The 19971-nt window shown below is 59.0% G+C and carries 17 protein-coding genes; 4 read left to right on the forward strand and 13 right to left on the reverse strand.

Features of this window, described 5'->3' with window-relative positions:
• Window positions 1-182 precede the first annotated feature (182 nt).
• On the forward strand, window positions 183-1277 hold the full coding sequence (gene apbC, locus AC4ANE_RS07630; RefSeq protein ID WP_002554838.1) for an iron-sulfur cluster carrier protein ApbC: 1095 nt from the start codon (window positions 183-185) through the stop codon (window positions 1275-1277).
• Window positions 1278-1427: 150 nt separating this feature from the next.
• Here apbC and AC4ANE_RS07635 read toward each other — a convergent pair whose 3' ends face one another.
• The gene (locus AC4ANE_RS07635; protein WP_002554837.1) at window positions 1428-1637 is read right to left on the reverse strand and encodes a cold-shock protein; all 210 of its coding nucleotides are present in this window, start codon (window positions 1635-1637) and stop codon (window positions 1428-1430) included.
• Between the two features lie 319 nt (window positions 1638-1956).
• Here AC4ANE_RS07635 and dcd point away from each other — a divergent pair, with 319 nt between their 5' ends.
• A complete protein-coding gene (dcd, locus tag AC4ANE_RS07640; RefSeq protein ID WP_002554836.1) occupies window positions 1957-2523 on the forward strand; it encodes a dCTP deaminase in 567 nt (188 codons plus the stop codon).
• A gap of 112 nt (window positions 2524-2635) precedes the next feature.
• Window positions 2636-2857, forward strand: coding sequence for a hypothetical protein (locus AC4ANE_RS07645; RefSeq protein ID WP_002554835.1), 222 nt, complete (start codon window positions 2636-2638; stop codon window positions 2855-2857).
• Between the two features lie 60 nt (window positions 2858-2917).
• On the opposite strand, the gene pdeM is transcribed toward AC4ANE_RS07645, so the two are convergent.
• The 12 genes from pdeM to AC4ANE_RS07705 all read right to left on the reverse strand — a co-directional run bounded on the left by pdeM (window position 2918) and on the right by AC4ANE_RS07705 (window position 19091).
• Window positions 2918-3574, reverse strand: a complete 657-nt coding sequence (gene pdeM / locus AC4ANE_RS07650) for a ligase-associated DNA damage response endonuclease PdeM (RefSeq protein WP_031596981.1) — start codon at window positions 3572-3574, stop codon at window positions 2918-2920.
• Window positions 3571-6063: a ligase-associated DNA damage response DEXH box helicase gene (locus AC4ANE_RS07655; RefSeq protein WP_031596979.1), complete on the reverse strand. Its 2493-nt coding sequence runs from the start codon at window positions 6061-6063 to the stop codon at window positions 3571-3573. Before AC4ANE_RS07655 ends, pdeM begins: the two co-directional genes overlap by 4 nt.
• A gap of 554 nt (window positions 6064-6617) precedes the next feature.
• Window positions 6618-7969 (reverse strand): IS3 family transposase gene (locus tag AC4ANE_RS07660; protein WP_095077641.1). Its coding sequence is split into 2 segments (ribosomal slippage): window positions 6618-7510 and window positions 7510-7969, totalling 1353 coding nucleotides; the frame shifts between segments, so codons are not numbered across the junction.
• A 350-nt stretch (window positions 7970-8319) separates the two neighbouring features.
• Window positions 8320-9084: an ABC transporter ATP-binding protein gene (locus tag AC4ANE_RS07665; protein WP_002554833.1), complete on the reverse strand. Its 765-nt coding sequence runs from the start codon at window positions 9082-9084 to the stop codon at window positions 8320-8322.
• Window positions 9085-9093: 9 nt separating this feature from the next.
• The gene (locus AC4ANE_RS07670) at window positions 9094-10212 is read right to left on the reverse strand and encodes a succinylglutamate desuccinylase/aspartoacylase family protein (protein ID WP_002554832.1); all 1119 of its coding nucleotides are present in this window, start codon (window positions 10210-10212) and stop codon (window positions 9094-9096) included.
• A 12-nt stretch (window positions 10213-10224) separates the two neighbouring features.
• A complete protein-coding gene (locus AC4ANE_RS07675; protein WP_002554831.1) occupies window positions 10225-10935 on the reverse strand; it encodes an ABC transporter permease in 711 nt (236 codons plus the stop codon).
• A complete protein-coding gene (locus AC4ANE_RS07680; RefSeq protein ID WP_002554830.1) occupies window positions 10932-11660 on the reverse strand; it encodes an ABC transporter permease in 729 nt (242 codons plus the stop codon). Before AC4ANE_RS07680 ends, AC4ANE_RS07675 begins: the two co-directional genes overlap by 4 nt.
• A gap of 80 nt (window positions 11661-11740) precedes the next feature.
• Entirely contained in the window at window positions 11741-12523 is a 783-nt protein-coding gene (locus AC4ANE_RS07685) for a transporter substrate-binding domain-containing protein (RefSeq protein WP_002554829.1), read from the reverse strand.
• A 343-nt stretch (window positions 12524-12866) separates the two neighbouring features.
• Window positions 12867-14570: an ATP-dependent DNA ligase gene (locus AC4ANE_RS07690; protein WP_002554828.1), complete on the reverse strand. Its 1704-nt coding sequence runs from the start codon at window positions 14568-14570 to the stop codon at window positions 12867-12869.
• Window positions 14567-15613 carry a ligase-associated DNA damage response exonuclease gene (locus tag AC4ANE_RS07695; RefSeq protein WP_002554827.1) on the reverse strand — a complete coding sequence of 349 codons (1047 nt, stop codon included), beginning with the start codon at window positions 15611-15613 and terminating at the stop codon, window positions 14567-14569. Before AC4ANE_RS07695 ends, AC4ANE_RS07690 begins: the two co-directional genes overlap by 4 nt.
• 601 nt (window positions 15614-16214) lie before the next feature.
• Window positions 16215-18689, reverse strand: a complete 2475-nt coding sequence (locus tag AC4ANE_RS07700) for a penicillin acylase family protein (protein WP_031597564.1) — start codon at window positions 18687-18689, stop codon at window positions 16215-16217.
• Between the two features lie 195 nt (window positions 18690-18884).
• On the reverse strand, window positions 18885-19091 hold the full coding sequence (locus AC4ANE_RS07705; protein WP_002554826.1) for an SEC-C metal-binding domain-containing protein: 207 nt from the start codon (window positions 19089-19091) through the stop codon (window positions 18885-18887).
• A 160-nt stretch (window positions 19092-19251) separates the two neighbouring features.
• Here AC4ANE_RS07705 and AC4ANE_RS07710 point away from each other — a divergent pair, with 160 nt between their 5' ends.
• Window positions 19252-19908 (forward strand): LexA family protein, encoded by a 657-nt coding sequence (locus AC4ANE_RS07710; protein WP_002554825.1) that lies wholly within the window; start codon window positions 19252-19254, stop codon window positions 19906-19908.
• Window positions 19909-19971: the final 63 nt, after the last annotated feature.

The raw sequence follows: 19971 nt of genomic DNA on the forward strand, positions 1-19971 counted from the left end.
GCTCGGCTACTTGAAGTGAAACGGAGACCGGCCACTATAAAGGTCTGAGCGATTTTTTTCACCCCGCTCGGTTGTGGGAATACTCCTGAGTGGTTGGGCAGGGTTCAGTGAAATCATGTCGGCTACGGACAGAACAGGTACGATAGTCGGCTGTTTCACTCAGTCTTTTACGGAGTAAGCCCATGAGCGCAGTCAATCGCGCAGCGGTGGAGACGATTCTTCGCCAGTACACCGACCCTTATCTGAATCAGGACCCGGTCAGTGCCGGTTGCGTGCGGTCCATCGATATCCAGGGTGCACAGGTCAGCGTGCAACTCGAACTGGGCTATGCCGCCGACCTGTTCAGGAACGGCTGGGCGCAAGTGCTGAAAACCGCCATCGAGAACCTGGACGGCGTCAGCTCGGCCACGGTTGCCATTAAAAGCGTGATCAGCGCGCACAAGGCACAGAGCCAGATCCCCGGTCTGGCCAATGTGAAAAACATCGTGGCCGTTGCGTCGGGCAAGGGCGGTGTCGGCAAGTCCACCACGGCGGCCAATCTGGCATTGGCACTGTCTCGCGAGGGCGCACGGGTCGGTATTCTCGATGCTGATATCTATGGGCCGAGTCAGGGTGTGATGTTCGGTATTGCTGAAGGCACGCGGCCGAAGATCAAGGACCAGAAGTGGTTCGTGCCGGTCCAGGCTCATGGCATTGACGTGATGTCGATGGCGTTTCTGACCGATGACAACACGCCTATGGTCTGGCGCGGGCCTATGGTGTCAGGGGCGTTGCTGCAACTGGTCACGCAGACTGCCTGGAATGATCTGGACTATCTGGTTATCGACATGCCGCCCGGCACGGGCGATATCCAGTTGACGCTGGCGCAGAAGGTCCCGGTTGCCGGTGCTGTGATTGTCACCACGCCTCAGGATCTGGCCTTGCTGGATGCGAAGAAGGGTGTCGAGATGTTCCGCAAGGTCAACATCCCGGTGCTGGGCGTTGTGGAAAACATGGCGGTACACATCTGCTCCAATTGCGGCCATGCGGAGCATCTGTTTGGTGAGGGCGGCGGTGAGAAGCTGGCGTCGCAGTACAATGTCGAGCTGCTGGCATCACTGCCGTTGTCGATACTGATTCGCGAGCAGGCAGATGGCGGCAAGCCTACCGCTATTGCCGAGCCGGAAAGTCAGATTGCGATGGTGTATCAAGAGCTGGCACGTCACGTGGGCGCACGAATCGTCTTGCAGGAAGCTGCAAGCCCGGCGATGCCGACCATTTCTGTCAGCGACGATTGATTCTGTAGCGGTGCTCTGGCGGGGAGGCGCAGCCAATTGACGTCTCTCGGTCAGGCTTATGCATGGCTTGATGGGTACGCAAATGCTCAAACGACAGGCAATAAAAAACCCCGCTTTTAAGGGCGGGGTTTTTAAGCGAATCAGGACAAGTTAGATAACTTGAACTTCTTCAGCTTGCATGCCTTTCTGACCGCGGGTAGCGATGAAAGAAACCTGTTGGCCTTCTTTCAGGCTTTTGAAGCCGTCGGATTGGATAGCTTTGAAGTGCACGAACAGGTCGTCACCGGATTGTGGAGTGATGAAGCCGAAGCCTTTTTCATCGTTGAACCACTTAACGGTACCAGTTTGGCGATTAGACATAGTATATCTCCTTGGACAAAGTTAACTGCGGCGTAGGAAGAGCCCTGGCCGAGACTGAGTGCAAAGAGCTGGAAAATTCATGGAGATGGTTGGATCGAAATTCAACATCGTGTAGAGATTCTCAGTGACACAAGCAACACAGTGACGCCACCTTAACCCTTTTTTCCGAACGTGCCAATGGTCTGTTGATGATTATTTCCATTCGCAGCGAAAGAGCCCGGCTCGTCACACAAACTCGCTATCTGTTGCCTTTGAACCGTCGGCCCCGGCCCGGTAAGATGCCGGATATCTTTTTTACCTCGCTATTCAGGACACCGCCATGAGCATCAAATCGGACAAGTGGATTCGCCGCATGGCGCAGGAACACGGGATGATCGAGCCCTTTGTGGAGCGCCAGGTACGTGGCGAAGGAGCTGACAGGGTGATCTCCTTCGGCGTGTCCAGCTACGGCTACGACGTGCGTTGCGCAGACGAATTCAAGGTGTTTACCAACATCAATTCGGCCACTGTCGATCCGAAAAACTTTGATGAAAAAAGCTTCGTCGATATCAAGAGCGACGTATGCATCATCCCCCCCAACTCGTTCGCGCTGGCACGCACCGTCGAATATTTCCGCATTCCGCGTAACGTTCTGACCATCTGCCTGGGCAAAAGCACCTATGCGCGCTGCGGCATTATCGTCAACGTCACGCCGCTTGAACCAGAGTGGGAAGGCCATGTGACGCTGGAGTTCTCCAACACCACGACATTGCCGGCCAAGATCTACGCCAACGAAGGCGTGGCACAGATGCTGTTCCTCGAGTCCGATGAGGAATGTGAAGTGTCCTACAAGGATCGAGGCGGCAAATACCAGGGCCAGCGTGGCGTCACCCTGCCACGTACCTGATTTGCCGGTCAGGTGATTAGTGGAATTGAATTAATACTCTATTTCGCACTCTATCTGCTCACATGCTTTCGCATAATCGATATGTGCGACGGCCTTTGATCTGGAGTGCCCTATGAAGACTACTTTCAAAATCTCTGAACAGGTTCAATCTCCGCTTAACGAGATCGGGTTGCTTGCCTGGTCATTGATGGCTCATTCGGATCTGCTTCCCGAGCTTAATGTGGTCGGTGGTGGCATTCCGGGTGATCCAGGGCCAGATACTCCCTATCCGGAGCCCACTGAGCCAGGTGGACCTACCGTTCCTGACGAGCCGCCACCTGCGCCGGTTGCCTGATTACCAGCTCCCTGCTTCTCCTTTTGAGGGGCAGGGCCTCGTATGCGGCGGCCAGCGACGCTATACCACTCGCCACACGGCATCACCGCCTGTCACATAGACTGAGCAGTCCTGCGCCGGACGAATCTGAAACCCGCCCGTAAACTCACCGAACGCTGGCAGCAGGCTGACGCGTTGGCCCAGGTAGAAGCACGCCAGTCGCAAGCTTTGCCTGCCACGCCCGTGCAGCCGGTAAACAGGGTGAACGTGCCCGGCCAGTACGTGCAATTGAGGGTGTGGGTCAGGCTCGTGTTGCAAGGCAAAGGGCCCCAGCGTCAGGGGTTCGGGGACTACATCTATGCCCAGATAGGCGGGTGGGTCGCCCGCCCGTTTGTCATGGTTACCGCGGATCAGGGTGATGCGCAACGCCGGGTGTTCGCCCCGCCATTGTTCCAGTGCCGCGAGCGTGCCCGCTGCGTGTGATTCCGGCGCGTGCAGAAAGTCGCCCAAAAAAATCAGATGATCGCAGGCATACGCATCGAGCAGGCTGTCCAGTCGCCGCAGATTGGCTTGGGTGGTGCCATGTGGCACTGGTTGACCCAGCTTGCGGTAGGCCGCTGCCTTGCCAAAATGCGCATCGGCAATCAGCAAGGATCGTTCTGCGGGGTAGTAGACGGCCTTGTCGGCCAACAGCCACAGCTCTTCTCCCGCCAGTGTTATCGCGACGTACGGCTTCATTGCTCATGCTCCGGACCTGCGGCTTTCTCCAGGTCGCGGACCATGCGCGCAATGCGGTCAGCGAGTTTTTCCGAACTGAGACTTTCGCGAAAGCGCTCGACCAGCAGTGGAAACGCCAGCGGGGTTGCGCGTTTTATCGCATGCAGGTCCAGCCTGCGACTGTTGATCTGGCGTAATGTCAGCTCCAGACGCTGCAGATCCAGCTCCTGGCGTAGCACTTCCTGTTCGGCCTGGGTCAGCAGCATGTTGTCAGCATCGTATTGCTTGAATACCTCAAAAAAAAGCCCGCTCGATGCCTGAAGCTGTCGATTGCTTTTCGCCGCTCCCGGGTAGCCGGAAAACACCAGCCCCGAGATGCGAGCGATTTCGCGAAAGCGCCGCAGTGCCAGTTCGCCCGCATTCAGGCTGGCAATAATGTCGGCCAAAAGATCCGTCTCGCTGAACAGGTCAGCCCGCAACGCCTGAGCCCAGTCAATCTCGCTGGCGCTGAGCAGTTCCAGCCCATAGTCGTTGACGGCGATGGAAAAGGTCAGCGGCCGATGTTGGCTCAGGCGCCAGGCCAGAAGGCTGCCCAGCCCCAAATGCACATGACGGCCGGCGAACGGGTAGAGGAACAGGTGCCAGCCTTCACGGGATTTAAGGGTTTCAGCCAGCAGCGTGTCACGTTGCGGTAGCCCGGACCATTGTTGCTGCACTTCCAGCAAGGGTTTGATGGCTTGCATTTCAGGGCTGGTGAATTCACCCCGCGCCGCCGCATCGAACTTCTCCACCACGGCGTCTGCCAGTTCGCTGGACAGGGGCATTCGCCCACCGTTCCAGCGTGGCACTGCGGCTTTCTTGCCAGCAGCCCGCTTGACGTAGGCGGTCATGTTTTCCACTCGGACCAGCTCCAGCAAGCGCCCGCCGAACAGAAAGCCGTCACCAGGCTTGAGCCGGGCGATGAAACCTTCTTCAACACTGCCCAACGAGCCGCCACCGCCGCCTTTTTTCCAGTACTTCAGGTTAACGGTAGCTTCGCTGACGATGGTGCCGACGCTCATGCGGTGTCGCCTGGCAAGACGCGCATCGGGTACACGCCAGACACCCTGTTCATCCGGTTCGGCGCGGCGGTAATCGGGGTAGGCCGTCAGTGAGTGACCGCCGTTGCGCACAAAGGCCAGCGCCCATTGCCATTGCTCGTCGCTGAGGTCTCGATAGGCCCAGGCGCTGCGCACTTCGGTCAGCAGTTCATCGGGCAGGAAGCCACCGCCCAGTGCGATGCTGACCAGATGCTGGACCAGAACGTCCAGCGGCTGCTGCGGCGATTCGCGTGGCTCGATCATCCGCGCGGCGACGGCGTCGTGGGCGGCGGCTGCTTCGACCAGTTCCAGGCTGTGGGTCGGCACCCGCGTGACACGCGAAGGGCGGCCCGGCGCATGGCCTGAGCGTCCGGCGCGCTGCATCAGGCGCGCGACACCTTTGGGTGAGCCGATTTGCAAAACGCGCTCCACCGGTAGAAAGTCCACGCCCAGGTCCAGACTGGAGGTGCACACCACAGCCTTGAGTGCGCCTTCTTTTAACGCGCGCTCGACCCAGTCTCGGACCTCTCGCGCCAGCGACCCGTGATGCAGGGCAATCAATCCTGCCCAGTCGGGGCGGGCTTCCAGTAGCGCCTGATACCAGATTTCCGATTGTGCCCGAGTGTTGGTGAACACCAGACAGCTCGCGCTGCTTTCCACCTCGGTGACGACCTGCGGCAACATGCGCAAGCCCATATGCCCGGCCCACGGGAAGCGTTCGATGGACGGCGGCAGCAGCGTATCGACCTGTAAGTCCTTGACGATCTTGCCTTGCACGGTCACGCCGCCGTCGCCGATCAGCACCTGCTGCGCATGTTGCTGATTACCCAGCGTCGCGGAAATGCCCCATACGATCAGTTGCGGATTCCAGCGCCTCAGGCGCGCCAGGGCCAGTTGCAACTGCACGCCGCGCTTGTTGCCGATCAGCTCGTGCCATTCGTCCACCACCACCATCTTCAGTGTCGACAAGGCGACCTGAGCGTCGGCACGGGTCAGCAGCAGTGTCAGGCTCTCTGGGGTGGTGATCAGCGCTGAGGGCAGCCGCCGGCTCTGGCGGGCGCGTTCGCTGCCGCTGGTATCGCCGGTGCGCAAGCCCACCGACCACGGGATATCCAATTCGGCCAATGGTGCTTCAAGGGCTCTGGCGGTATCGGCGGCCAAGGCGCGCATGGGCGTGATCCACAGGACACTCAGCGGTTCAGCGAGCGGTTTACGTTTACGAGGTTTGTTGTCAGCGGTGAGCGTATTGGCTTTGGCGAAGCGGTTGAGCGCGGCGAACCATACGGCGTAGGTCTTGCCCGAGCCGGTACTGGCATGCAGCAGGCCGGACTCACCTTTCTTCACCGCCGCCCAAACCTCCTTCTGAAAAGCGAACGGCTTCCAGCCGCGGGCGAGAAACCATCGTCGAGCGAAATCGGTGGGTCTGCTCATCCGTTTGCGTGTGCTCTGAGTGGCGTTAAGTCAGAGACAGCGAAGAAAGGGTAATAGTTTTAAATGGTTATATGGCTGGAGCATGCGGAATCTCAACGATCGTGCGGCGCTGCGCGTCGCATGCGTTTCCGGACGCTCTGCGTCCTCATGGCGACGCAGAGCGTCGAGACCTGCATTCCCACGCTGGAGCGTGCGGAACGATGATCTTAATATCGTGCGGCGCTGCGCGTCGCATGCGTTTCCGGACGCTCTGCGTCCTCATGGCGACGCAGAGCGTCGAGACCTGCATTCCCACGCTGGAGCGTGCGGAACGATGATCTTAATATCGTGCGGCGCTGCGCGTCGCATGCCTTTCCGGACGCTCTGCGTCCTCATGGCGACGCAGAGCGTCGAGACCTGCATTCCCACGCTGGAGCGTGCGGAACGATGATCTTAATATCGTGCGGCGCTGCGCGTCGCATGCCTTTCCGGACACTCCGCGTCCTCCTGGCGACGCAGAGCGTCGAAACCTGCATTCCCACGCTGGTGAACTGCCCCCCAAAAGTTGGACGGTTTTAGCTTGCCGCCTGAGCCCTGTATTTTACGGGGCTTTGGCCGTTGAGCTTCAGCTTGATGCGGTCATGGTTGTAGTAGTGGATGTACTCATCCAGACCTGCTTTCAACTCATCGATGCTTTCAAACTGTTTCAGGTAGAAAAACTCGGATTTCAGTGTACCGAAAAAGCTTTCCATTGCCGCATTGTCCAGGCAGTTGCCCTTACGGGACATGCTTTGTTTGACGCCTCGTACCGATAGCTTATGGCGATACTGCGCGTGTTGATACTGCCAGCCCTGGTCCGAGTGCATCACAAGCTTCGGCTCGTCCTGCAACTGCTGAAGCGCCTTGTCCAGCATGCTGGTGACCAGCTCAAAGCTCGGCCTTGTCGACACTTCATACGCCACGATTTCACCGTTGTACAAGTCCATCACGGGTGAGAGATACAGCTTTCGATTGCCTACCTTGAACTCAGTCACATCGGTCACCCACTTCTGGTTCGGGCGTTGCGCGCTGAAATTGCGCTCCAGCAAATTCGGCGCAATGGTTCCGATTACGCCCTTATAGGAGCGGTATTTTTTGGGGCGCACCACTGATCGCAGGCCCAGTTCTGCCATCAGTCGTTCTACAACCTTCTTGTTGACCAAAATACCTGCAGTGCGAATGACCGCCGTGATACGCCGAGCGCCATAAAGGCCTTTCTCCTCGTGGTAAATGCTTTCGACTAACTGTTTCAAAGCAGCATAGGGATCGGGTCTGGATTGCACCTGAACCTGATAGTAAAACGTGCTGCGTGCCAAGCCCGCCAGCCTCAGCAGAGCGCAAAGCGGGAACCGGCCCCTCAGTTGCTTGATGCTCAGGGCTTTTTCGGTTGCCGTCGTTTCTGCTCCTTCAGCTCTTCCAACTTTTTTAGGTAAGCGTTCTCCATGCGCAGATATTCAAGCTCGCTCATCAACTGGTCGCGCGTCTTCTGCGTATCGTCGGCGGTTACTGGTTTGGCGGGATAAGGCTTCTTTGGCATGGCGACAGGCTTTCTTCTGGCAGGAACATACGGGGCTGTACCGCTACTGTAATGCCGCTTTTCCCAAATGACTATTTGGCCGGGATCCCCGATACCAAAATGCGCAGCGGCCTGACGGAGCGATAGCTTGTGTTCACGCCTGTGCTCAAGCACTGAGCGCTTGAAAGCTTCGCTGTATCGAAGACCAGGCTTGCGATGGCCGGTGTGACCATGACTCTTGTAGTTAGCGACCCAGCGTCGAAGCAGGCTGAAATCGATCGAGAACTGGCGGGCTACCATACGAAAGCCCATGTTGTCTTCAAGATACGCTTTGACGACAGTGAGCTTGAACTGCTCTGAATACTTACCCATTTGAACACCCCCGTGAGGTCGGATTGGTGTCCAACTTCTTGGGGGCAGTTCACTGGAGCGTAGGAACGATGATCTCCATATCGTGCGGCGCTGCGCGTCGCATGCGTTTCCGGACGCTCTGCGTCCTCATGGCGACGCAGAGCGTCGAGACCTGCATTCCCACGCTGGAGCGTAGGAACGATGATCTCAATATCGTGCGCCGCACCGCGTCGCATGCCTTTCCGGACGCTCCGCGTCCTCTTGGCGACGCAGAGCCTCTAGCACTGCATCCCCACGCTGGAGTGGGGGCTATAGTCGTGGATATTTCAGTTCCGGTTACCAGGCGTTTCCGGCTTCATACACAAAAAGCGCTACTTCAGATTTCCACTCAAAAACTGCTGCAAGCGCTCGCTTTTCGGATTGTTAAGCACCTCGTCCGGGTGGCCGGATTCTTCGATCTGGCCTTGGTGCAGGAACACCACCTGGCTCGCAACCTTGCGCGCAAAGCCCATCTCGTGTGTCACCAGAATCATGGTTCGGCCTTCCTCGGCCAGGCCCTGAATGACCTTCAGCACTTCACCGACCAGTTCCGGGTCCAGTGCCGAGGTAGGTTCGTCGAACAGCATGATTTCCGGCTCCATTGCCAGCGCACGGGCAATGGCCACGCGCTGTTGCTGGCCGCCCGACAGGAACGCCGGGTACTGATCGGCAACACGCTCCGGCAGACCGACCTTTTCCAGGTATTTGCGCGCGCGGGCCTCGGCTTCGGCCTTGGGCACGCCCAGTACGCGGCGCGGGGCCATGGTGATGTTTTCCAGCACGGTCATGTGCGCCCACAGGTTGAAGTGCTGAAACACCATCGCCAGCCGCGTGCGGATGCGCTGCAGTTCATCCGCGTCGGCAACGCGCATGCCGTCCTTGTCGCTGACCATGCGCACTTGCTTGCCATCCAGGCTCATTGCCCCGTCATTGGGCTGTTCGAGAAAGTTGATGCAGCGCAGAAAGGTGCTCTTGCCGGAGCCACTGGCGCCGATCAGGCAGATCACGTCACCGCTGCTGGCCTTGAGCGATACGCCTTTGAGCACTTTGTTGTCGCCATAGCTTTTGTGCAGGCCATCGATGGTCAGTTTGTACATGACAGGTCCTCAAGGAGAAAGTAGATAGCCGCTGCGATAGGCCTGGGTGCCGGCGATGTGCGCAATGACCATGCCGGCAGTCGCCATGCGGCGCAGCGAGCGCGCGTACAGCAGCCCCGCATTCAAGGCATGGATGCAGGCCACGGTGTCGCTGATCGGGTCGATGACCTCGGCAATCAGTTGGCCGGCCTCGACGTGTTCGCCGGGCATCGCGCAGAACACCAGCAGGCCGCCGACCGGCGTGGTCACCGGTTCGACCGCTGCCAATGGCGTAGCGGGGTAGAGCAGTTCGGGCAGAGGCTGGCGTTCGCCGTCGATGATGCCCGCGTCGATCAGGTAATGAATGATGGCCTGACAGTCACGGCTGGCGAGGGCATGGTTCACATCGCCTTGCCCGCGTAGCTCGAGCGTCACTGAGAAACTGCCCATGGGAATCGGAAAGCGCTCACCGAAGCGTTGCTGCAATTGCCACCAGACCAGCGTGAAGCATTCGTCGAACGACTGACCACCCGAGTCGGTCGCCAGCAGGCTGGCTTGCGCGCCCAGGTAGCGCGACAGCGGCTCGACTTTCGGCCAGGCTTCGGGCGTAGTGTACAGATGCTCGACCGATTCGAAATCACAGTGCAGGTCCAGCACCATGTCGGCATCGCAAGCCAGGCGCTGCAGGGTCAGGCGCAGCGATTGCAATTGGCTGGTTGCGGGTACGGCATCCAGCGCCGCTCTCAGGCTGTCCCGCACCAGTGCGACGTTGTGCTCTGCATCAGCAGTCAGCCGGGCTTCGATATCATCGCCGACCTGCGCGCCAAGGTCGCTGAACCAGCGATTGAAATTCTGGCCGCTTTCCAGCTCGTAGCGGCCCAAAGGTGTGTCCATCAGGACCTGTTCCAGACCAATCGGGTTGGCGACCGGCACCACGACGACTTCACCCAGCAGGCGACCAGCACTTTCCAGTTCTGCCAGACGCTGCTTCAGGTACCAGGCAACCAGCATGCCCGGCAGTTCGTCCGCATGCAGCGAAGCCTGGATATAAACCTTGCCGGAACCGTTTTGCGGGCCGTAGTGAAAGCTGTGGACCTGCCGGGCAGTGCCTGGCACTGGCGACAGCAAGTCATGGGTGTGATGGTGCATGTTCAGTCCTGATTAATGGGCCGGGCCGAGAAAGGCCAGCCAGCGGCGTTCGGCAAGGCGGAACAGCCCGACCAGAATGAACGTCACGGTCAGGTACATGACGGCGGCGATACCGAAGGACTGGAAGGTCATGAAAGTGGCAGAGTTGGCATCCCGCGCCACTTTCAATATGTCCGGCACCGTGGCGGTAAAGGCCACCGTGGTCGAGTGCAGCATCAGGATCACTTCATTGCTGTAGTACGGCAGCGACCGGCGCAGCACCGACGGCATGATCACGTAGGCGTAAAGCTTCCAGCCGGTCAGACCGTAGGCTTTGGCCGCTTCGACTTCGCCGTGGGCCATGCTGCGGATCGCACCGGCAAAGATCTCTGTGGTGTACGCACAGGTGTTCAGGGTGAAGGCCAGGATTGTGCAGTTCATCGCATCGCGAAAAAACGCATCCAGCATCGGCTGTTCACGCACCGCAGCAATGCTGTAAATGCCGGTGTAGCAAATCAGCAACTGTATATAGAGAGGCGTGCCGCGAAACAGGTAGGTGTAGAACTGCACTGGCCAGCGTACCCAGCGGTTTTTCGACACCCGTGCAATCGACAGCGGGATCGACACGCAGAAGCCGATGGCGATAGAGGCGCTGAGCAGCCACATGGTCATGGCCAGCCCAGTGATATTTACGCCGTCTGTATAAAGGAAGGGTTTCCAGTATTCCTGTAACAATTCGATCATCGCTGTGCCTCCCGGCTGCCTGCGGCATAGTGCCGTTCAGCCCAACGCAGGGCGAAGTTCGAGGCGCTGGTGATCAGCAGGTAGATCAATGCCGCCAACACCAGAAAGTAGAACAACTGATAGGTACTTTTGCCGGCGTCCTGCGAGGCCTTGACCAGATCAGCCAGGCCGATGATCGATACCAGCGCCGTAGCCTTGAGCAGTACCTGCCAGTTATTGCCGATCCCCGGCAGTGCGTAACGCATCATTTGCGGGAACACAACGTAGCGAAATCGCTGGCCGCGTTTCAGTCCATAGGCCGTCGCTGCTTCCACCTGACCGCGAGGCACGGACAGAATCGCGCCGCGAAACGTCTCGGTGAAATATGCCCCATAAATGAAGCCCAAAGTGATGACACCCGCGCCAAACGGGTTGATCTCGATGTATTCCCATTCCATCGCGTCGGTGAGCATGGTCAGCCATGTTTGCAGGCTGTAGAAAATCAACAGCATCAACACCAGATCCGGGATACCGCGGATCAGTGTTGTATAAATTTGTGCCGGCACGCGCAGCAGCGCCGAGCTCGACAGTTTGGCACTTGCCCCGATCAGCCCGAGCAGGATGCTCAGTGCGAGGGACAGCACAGCCAGTTTGATGGTCATCCAGGTGCCTTCCAGCAACAGCGGGCCAAAGCCCTTCAGGCTGAACGCCGAGAGTCCCAGGTTTTGCATGAGTGCATCGAGCATGGATAGGCCTTGCTTTCAAAAACAGAGACGCCCATCGATTGGGCGGCGAATCATCGCCGAAATCGATGGGCGTCGGGGTGTTATTTGCCGCTGTACAGGTTCAGGTCGCCAAAATGCTTTTTCTGGATTTCGGCGTAGGTGCCGTCGTCGTGCATCGCTTTGATGCCTTTATCCAGCAGCGCTTTCAGCTCTTTGTTGCCCTTGGCGATGCCGATGGCGGTTTTGGCTGGCAGCAATTCGCTGTCGATAGGCTTGCTGACTTCGTAATCAGCACCGGCTGGCGATTTCAGGAAACCCAGTTCGGCTTGCAGCATGTCCTGGATCGAAGCGTCCAGACGACCGGAAGTCAGGTCGGCGTAAACCTGATCCTGGTTGGCGTAGGCCTTGGTGGATACACCGGCCTTGTCCAGTACGGCCTTGGCGTAGGCTTCCTGGATAGTGCCTTGCTCATAGCCAACGGTCTTGCCTTTCAGGCTGGCCGGGTCGGCGGTAAAGCCTGCACCTTTCTTGAACACCAGCGAAGTAGGGCCGGAGAACAGTTCGTTGGAGAAGTCGATGACTTTTTCGCGAGCAGGGGTCACGGTCATCGAGGAGATCACGCCGTCGAACTTGCGTGCCTTGAGGCCGGGAATCATGCCGTCGAAATCGCTTTCAACCCATTTGCAGGTGACCTTCAGCTCTTTGCAGATCGCGTTGCCCAGATCGATATCGAAGCCGACCAGGCTGCCGTCGGCGGCTTTGGATTCAAACGGCGCATAGGACGGATCAACGCCGAAGCGCAGTTCCTTGTATTCCTTGGCCATCGTATTACCGGCGGCGAGGCACAGAGCCAGTGCAGAAAGAGTCAGCCATGCTTTTTTCATTGTTCAGTCCTTAAAACCTTAAATGGGGCGTTGGGAACACGCGAAGCTTGCTACCGGCAAGTGCCAGACTGGCAGAAGGTAGCAATTTCCGAACCAGAGCGATGAACGTGCGTTTGAAATGTAAGGCGTTGTCGCTATTTCGTATAAATGGCTGGCAATCTGCCGCCTTGGCATGTTTATGGGCGGGATGTTGTTCTCTGTGACTTAAACCACACCCCCATTAGGCTCGCGGCGAGCGGCAGAATGGTAACGAAAGAGAACGGTTGTTGCGGGCAGGCAAACCCTGGTGGCAGGCAGTGTTTCAAAAAGGTGCGCGTCAATTTACGCGCACTTTTTCGGTGCGTCAGTTCAGCAGGTCCTGTAATGACGCCAGGCTGTCGGCTTCGGCCACCGGCTTGTCCTGCCGCCAGCGCAACATGCGCGGGAAGCGCACCGCAATGCCGCTCTTGTGGCGCTTTGACAAGGCAATGCCTTCAAAGCCCAGTTCGAATACCAGCGTCGGCGTGACGCTGCTCACCGGCCCAAATTTTTCCACGGTGGTTTTACGAACGATGGCGTCGACCTTACGCATTTCCTCGTCGGTCAGCCCTGAGTAGGCTTTGGCGAATGGCACCAGCGTGCGCTCACTGGCGTCGGGCGGGCCGTCCCACACCGCAAAGGTGTAGTCGCTGTACAGACTGGCACGTCGGCCGTGGCCGCGTTGCGCGTAGATCAGCACGGCATCGACGCTGAACGGGTCGATTTTCCATTTCCACCACACGCCCATGTCCTTGGTGCGACCGACGCCGTACAGCGAGTCGCGGGCCTTGAGCATCATGCCCTCGACGCCCAGACTGCGAGAGGCTTCACGTTGCGTCGCCAGATCAAGCCAATCCTTGCCAGTGAGTACCGGGGAGGGCATCAGCACCTCGCTCTGGACGCTTTCGATCAAGGTTTCCAGTTGCGTGCGACGTTCATGTTGCGGCCGGCTGCGCCAGTCATCGCCTTGCCATTCAAGCAGGTCATAGGCCAGCACTACCACGGGAACGTCGGCGAGGATCTTCTTGCCGAGTGTCTTGCGGCCAATCCTCTGTTGCAACAGGGCGAAGGGCTGAACCGAAGGTGATGCTGTGGTGGCATCACCGTTCAACGCAAATTCAGCGCTGCCATCGGGGCTTGGGTCGGGAGCTTTCCAGACGACGATTTCGCCGTCTATCACCGTGCCGTCAGGCAGGCACTGCGCCAGGCTGTGCAGCTCGGGAAAACGGTCGGTGACCAGCTCTTCGCCACGCGACCAGATCCATAAGCGTCCGTCACGTTTGACCAGTTGTGCGCGAATACCGTCCCACTTCCACTCCACCTGCCAGTTCTCGGCCGCCCCGAGCAACTCCTCGAACTGGTCGGCGGGCTGTTGCAGAGAATGGGCAAGAAAAAACGGATAGGGCTGACCGCCACGTTGTGCGTGCTCATCTTCGGATTCGGGCGCGATCAGTTTCAGGTAGCGCTGTGCGCTGGGCCGATGCGACAGGTCGGTATAGCCCACCAGCCTTTGGGCGACGCGCTTGCTGTCGATGTCCGCCAGCGCAGCCAGTGCGCGCGTTACCAGCAGTTTCGATACGCCAACCCGGAAACTGCCGGTAATCAGTTTTATACAGACCATCAGGCTGCTGCGGTCCAGTTGCAACCAGAACATCGGCAGGCGTTCTGCCAGCTCTTCGGGCGGCAGGCCGCGCAACGGCAGCAGCTTGTCTTCCATCCAGGTGGCCAGGCCCTCGTCATTGCTGTGATCGGCCTGGGGCAGCAACAGCGACAAGGTCTCCGCCAGATCGCCGACCGCCTGATAGCTTTCTTCGAACAGCCACTCCGGCAGATTCGCCAGAGTCATTGCCTGCTCGCGCAACACGCGGGTCGGCACCAGTTGCCTGGGGCGTCCACCGGACAGGAAGTACACAGCCCAGGCAGCATCCTCTGCAGCCGCTTTCTCGAAATAATCACGCATCGCGGCGAGTTTGGCGTTGCTCGATGTGGTTGCGTCCAGTTTTGCGTAGAGTTCCGCGAAGGCTTTCATGACTGAGCCTCCCCCGCAGTTACCGCCTCAGGCTCTGCCGTCGTTGGATTGCTGTCTTCTTCATCGCCGTATTCGGTGCTGAAGCCTTGCGCATCCAGCCCCAGTTCGCGCAGATAGCGCACTAATATGCCGACCGAACCGTGGGTGACCATGACCCGCTCGGCACCAGTCTGTTCGATGGCCCACAGCAAGCCTGGCCAGTCAGCGTGATCGGATAGCACAAAGCCGCGATCCACGCCACGCCGACGTCGCGTGCCGCGCAGCATCATCCAGCCGCTGGCAAACGCATCGCTGTATTCGCCGAAGCGCTTCATCCAACTGCTGCCACCGGCCGAGGGCGGGGCGAGAATCAATGCCTGACGCAGGGCCGGATCAGTCTTTTTGAAATCGCCAGCGTATTGGGTTTCCGGAATACGAATGCCGCCTTCGCGATAGACCCGGTTCAACGGCTCGACAGCGCCATGCACCAGAATCGGCCCGATCTGCGAATCAATGCCATGCAGAATGCGTTGCGCCTTACCGAACGAGTAGGCGAACAGCACGCTGGCCTTGCCTTGGGCCGCATTGCCACGCCACCACTGGTTGATGCCTTCGAAAATCTGCGACTGCGGTGCCCAGCGATAGATCGGCAGGCCGAAGGTCGATTCGGTGATAAAGGTGTGACAGCGCACCGGTTCGAACGCCGCGCAGGTGCCGTCGGGTTCGACTTTGTAATCCCCGGAAGCCACCCAGACTTCGCCTTGGTACTCCAGCCGCACCTGCGCCGACCCCAACACATGCCCGGCCGGGTGCAGGCTGAGTTTTACCCCATGGTGGGTGATGGTTTCGCCGTATTCCAGGGTCTGCAGGTTGATGTCCTGGCCAAGGCGCGAACGCAGAATGCCCTCGCCGCTTGCCGCCGACAGATAATGCTGATTGCCGGTACGGGCGTGGTCGCCATGCGCATGGGTGATGACGGCCCGTTCGACCGGGCGCCACGGGTCGATATAGAAATCACCGGGTGGGCAGTACAAACCTTCGGGACGAGCAACGACAAGATCCATGAGGCAACCGTATGGATGGGCTTGTTAGCTATGAGCCGGGGCAGGGCGGGAAGTTCGGGGAGTTTGCGTGAGGGCTGCTTAGCGTGAGGTGCGATAAATGTCCAAAAGAACACTATCGTGCATAAAAGCGCTTTTTTATCACGATGGCACTGACGACGCAGAGTGCGACGTTAGTGACGGCTGAGTCCTGGCGCTGATCCGGGGGTAGCCTGGCAGGACGCCAGGCTAGCCGCACCGGGCCATGGATGGCCCGTTGCGGCGATCCCCGGATCAGTGTCAGGGCGAAGGAACCCGACGAAGTCGGGCCGGAAACAGGAGCGAGTGGATTTGCCTACTTTGGCCCCATCAAAGTAGGTCGCCGAGGGGCGAAAAGGTGATTCAAGTCGAGCCTGAATCTCACTGAATCGCAGAACGGTGTGACGCAGAGCGTCACGAAATGCATTACCACGCGGAGCGTGGGAACGATAGGCGTTCGGGAGCCTGCTCCTCGTGGCTATTCCCGCTGGAGCATTCGGAAGGATAGGCGTTCGGGAGAACACTATCGTGCCCATGCTCCGCGTGGGTACGCCGTTCTGGACGCTCCGCGTCCGGCTTTCGGCGCTTACTTGCCCGGCGTCAGCGTCAGGCGTTGCTTGCCGTAGCCCTTCTCATAGTTCTGCTGTTGCAGCGGGATCGACATGTATTGCCCCTTCTGCCACGGCTCGATGCTATTGGCGTAATACGGGCTGGCCGGATTGCCGGACTGGCCGGTGCTGATCAGGCCGGTCATAGGCTCGACAAGGCTGAAGTCGACGATCATGCGCAGGCCGGGGGCCACGTGTGTATCGAAACCTTTACCCCACTCGAAACCGGACACGTTCAGCGTGCTGTGGTCACCACCTGCCGGTGAGGCACCGCGATTGAACTCGCCGCCACCCAACTGTTTGGCGAGCGGGCTGGTCGAGGTCCAGTTGTCGCGGTGCAGTTTGCCCCATTGCCAAGCCTTGTGATCGCTGCCCAACAGGCTGTCGCCACTGTTGACTGCAGCCACCAGACTGCGCGCCAGGATGGCTGGCTTGTCTTCTTTCTGCGGGGTTTTGATGTCATCCCAGTACGGGCTGTCATCACGGCCCAGCAAATGGTCGGCTTGCGGCGAATACGACGAGCTGGCGTTGGCCACCAGCGCCTGCCAGGCAGGACTGGTTTCCGGGCCTAGCTCATCAAGGAAAATCTGTTTGGCGCTTTCCTGCAGAAACAGCTCGTACAGCGCAGCGTCAGCCGACGTTGCGCTGAGCTTGCCATCGAATGCCATCAGGCGCGTGAACGCTTCACGGGCCTTGTTACGATCCGCTTCCGGCAGGGCGTCGATGGCCTGTTTGAGCGGCTTGCTCATGCCCGGTGCCTGAAACATGGTCTTGAGTTTGGCCGCGAATGTCGTGGTCTGGTCGTACTGCATGGCGATGGTGCTGTGCAGGTCCTGCTTGCCGCTGTTGGCCAGCTCGGCGATACGCTCGGCACGCTCCGGGTAGCCCCACGAGTTGGAAAGCTGCATGCCATAGCCTTTCGGAATCGTGCGCTGGTTAGCCGCCGCGAGCCAGCCCTGACGCGGGTCCTGGTCGTAAGGATGGAGCATCGAGTCGGCGAAACCGTCCCAGTCGTATTTGCCATCCCAGCCCGGCGAAGGCAGCAGGCCCTGGCCTTCACGGCGGTTCGGGAAGCGGCCGGTGACCTGCCAGCCAATGTTCGAGGCATCGGCGAAAATCATGTTCAGGGTAATCGCACGAATCTCGCGGCTGGTGTCGAAGGCCTTCTCGACGTTAGGTGCGCGGGACAGATCAAAGAATGCGTCCAGGCTCTTGTCGTCCTTGAAGTTCGGTACTTGCAGCGCCAGGCTCAAGCCATTGTCCGGTGGCGTTGCAGATGCGTTGAGCAGCGCGCCGTGGCGGGTTTCGTATACGGTTTCGCGAAGCGGGCTACCACCCTTGACGAGAAAGGTCTCCTGATGGGCAGTGGCGGGCAGCCATTTGCCGTCAGCCATATAAGACACGCGGTTGCCTTCGCGCTTGATCTTCTCTAGAAACAGGTCCTGGTTGTCGCCCTTGACGTTGCTCATGCTCCACGCCAGCTTGCCGTTGAAACCGCTCAGGACCAACGGCAAGCCTGCGATGGAAACACCGGACACCTGATATTTCGGCGCTCGGATCTGCACGAAGCTCCAGGCAGAGTTGAGCCCGGCAGGCAGTTGCATGTCGCTGGCCAGCAGGCTCTTGCCGCTTCGGCTGCGTTGCGGCGCGATGGCCCAATTGCTGGAGGCTGCAACGCCAAGCATGTTCAGGTCCGAGAGCTGCAAGGCGATCTTGTTCAGGTCGCTCAGGCCGTTGACCTGATTATTCAGGTTCAGGCCCTTGAGCTTGTCGGCTTCGGCAAATGGCAGTTCTTCGTCAGGGTAGGTCGGCAGCAGCCAGGCAAGTTTGTCTGCCCCGACTTTCTGCGCCAGCACCAGCGCCGAAAGCTCTTCCTGCAGGTTCACCGACAGGCTGAAATTGAGCAGGCTGAAGATCAGCGCCGAGTCTTCCGGTTTCCAATACTCCGGCTTGTAGCCCGAATTGGCGACATCGGCCGGCAGCTTGTCGCGGTAGCGGAACAGGTAAGCGTTAACGCCGCGCGCATAGACGTCGAAGAAGCGCTTCAAGCGAGGCGAGGCGGCGTTATACAGGTCGCTGGCGTTTTGCTTGAGGTTGACCGAGCGCATCAAACGGTCGACTTCCAGCGCGTCCGCCCCGGCCATTTCCGACAAACGGCCCTGGGCCAGCAGGCGCATGCCGAGCATCTGACCGATGCGGTCACCGGCATGGATGTATCCGAGGGTGAACAGCGCATCGTGATACGTGCTGCTTTCAATCAGCGGCATGCCCATGTTGTTGCGGCGCACGGAAACGTTTTGCGCCAGCCCTTTGAGCGGGAACGTCCCGGAAGCAGGCAGTACGGTTTCGGGATCACCGCCGCCCAACTGGCAGCCGGCAAGGCTCAGGAAACTCGCCGCAGCGGCGGCAGCGCCGAATCGGGGTAGAAAATGACGAAGGGCTGGCGAGGCCATGGGCAAGCTCCTGGAGGGGTAACGTACAAAAGTCGCTACGTTAGAGAGCAGGCCGTCAGCGCGCAAGCGGTGAGGGCGAGTTTATTTCAGGATTTTGCAGAAGCTGGCCACACGCCTCTCGCTCCATTGCGTGTGAAGACGCGCGCAAATGAAAACGGCCTGCTTATGCAGGCCGTCAGAAGAGCGCTCAACGCTTTACGCGCCGTGGCACTTCTTGAATTTCTTGTCGCTGCCGCACGGGCAAGGGTCGTTGCGACCTACATCTTTCAGGGTGTTGCGCACCGGCTCCTGGTGGGCATGCCCGCAGTTCGGACCGTGCACATGGCCATGCTGGTGGTCGTGATGATCGTGATCATGGTCGTGGTTGCAATCGGGGCCATGAACATGGGCTTGCTGGTTCATCGGTTTTACTCCGCAAATAAATCTGGCGCGCATTATCCAGCAAATCGGGACGAAGCAGTATCGGCATATTTCGATTCACATATGATTGCAAATTTAAGTATGCTTATTTTTTTCGGGCGTTTTTCAGCGTCTTTGTATTCTCATGCGCAGAGCCAACCTTATGACCCGACAAGAGCGTATTGCCAGGGCAATTGCCGCCAGCGGCATGAAGAAAGGAGAAATTGCCGCACAGTGCGGCGTTGCCAATTCTGCCGTCACTCAATGGATTAGCGGCGAAAGCAAAAGCCTGCGGCCAGAAAACCTCTATGCACTGGCGCGGGCCACGGGCTTTCGTGCCGAATGGCTGGCGATTGGAGAAGGGCCTGAAAAGGACGCCCCCTTTGATGCCAACGTTGCCCTGATCGATCAGCCGAACATGTCCTTTCGTTATCCGGTAATCAGCTGGGTGTCGGCAGGTTCCTGGGAGGAGGCCGTCGAGCCTTACCCCGACGGTTTTTCCGATCGCTATGAAATCTCCGATTACGACTCCAAGGGGCCGGCGTTCTGGCTGGAGGTCAAGGGCGACTCGATGACTGCACCCACCGGCATCAGCGTGCCAGAGGGGATGATGATTCTGGTTGATACAGAAGCCGATGTGCAGCCCGGCAGGCTCGTTATCGCCAAGCTGCCCGCCAGCAACGAGGCAACCTTCAAGAAGCTGGTCGAGGACGGCGGCACACGCTACCTGAAGCCCTTGAATCCTGCGTACAAAATGATCGAGTGCGGTGCCGACTGTCGCATCATTGGCGTAGCGGTGAGAATGACCGCCAGGCTATGAGCCTTGTTGTACAAGGCTTGCGGACGTTATCCGTCGCGACGTGAAGCGGAGCGCGTCCTACGA

It is taken from the genome of Pseudomonas sp. Pme6b (assembly GCF_058129925.1).

Bases quoted from the DNA above. Each gene is read 5' to 3' on its own strand.
- AC4ANE_RS07645 (WP_002554835.1), top strand. From the start codon at position 2,636: ATGAAGACTACTTTCAAAATCTCTGAACAGGTTCAATCTCCGCTTAAC.
- AC4ANE_RS07675 (WP_002554831.1), bottom strand. From the start codon at position 10,935: ATGATCGAATTGTTACAGGAATACTGGAAACCCTTCCTTTATACAGAC.
- dcd (WP_002554836.1), top strand. From the start codon at position 1,957: ATGAGCATCAAATCGGACAAGTGGATTCGCCGCATGGCGCAGGAACAC.
- AC4ANE_RS07695 (WP_002554827.1), bottom strand. From the start codon at position 15,613: ATGGATCTTGTCGTTGCTCGTCCCGAAGGTTTGTACTGCCCACCCGGT.
- AC4ANE_RS07635 (WP_002554837.1), bottom strand. From the start codon at position 1,637: ATGTCTAATCGCCAAACTGGTACCGTTAAGTGGTTCAACGATGAAAAA.
- AC4ANE_RS07700 (WP_031597564.1), bottom strand. From the start codon at position 18,689: ATGGCCTCGCCAGCCCTTCGTCATTTTCTACCCCGATTCGGCGCTGCC.
- AC4ANE_RS07710 (WP_002554825.1), top strand. From the start codon at position 19,252: ATGACCCGACAAGAGCGTATTGCCAGGGCAATTGCCGCCAGCGGCATG.
- apbC (WP_002554838.1), top strand. From the start codon at position 183: ATGAGCGCAGTCAATCGCGCAGCGGTGGAGACGATTCTTCGCCAGTAC.
- AC4ANE_RS07665 (WP_002554833.1), bottom strand. From the start codon at position 9,084: ATGTACAAACTGACCATCGATGGCCTGCACAAAAGCTATGGCGACAAC.
- AC4ANE_RS07685 (WP_002554829.1), bottom strand. From the start codon at position 12,523: ATGAAAAAAGCATGGCTGACTCTTTCTGCACTGGCTCTGTGCCTCGCC.
- AC4ANE_RS07680 (WP_002554830.1), bottom strand. From the start codon at position 11,660: ATGCTCGATGCACTCATGCAAAACCTGGGACTCTCGGCGTTCAGCCTG.
- pdeM (WP_031596981.1), bottom strand. From the start codon at position 3,574: ATGAAGCCGTACGTCGCGATAACACTGGCGGGAGAAGAGCTGTGGCTG.
- AC4ANE_RS07655 (WP_031596979.1), bottom strand. From the start codon at position 6,063: ATGAGCAGACCCACCGATTTCGCTCGACGATGGTTTCTCGCCCGCGGC.
- AC4ANE_RS07705 (WP_002554826.1), bottom strand. From the start codon at position 19,091: ATGAACCAGCAAGCCCATGTTCATGGCCCCGATTGCAACCACGACCAT.
- AC4ANE_RS07670 (WP_002554832.1), bottom strand. From the start codon at position 10,212: ATGCACCATCACACCCATGACTTGCTGTCGCCAGTGCCAGGCACTGCC.
- AC4ANE_RS07690 (WP_002554828.1), bottom strand. From the start codon at position 14,570: ATGAAAGCCTTCGCGGAACTCTACGCAAAACTGGACGCAACCACATCG.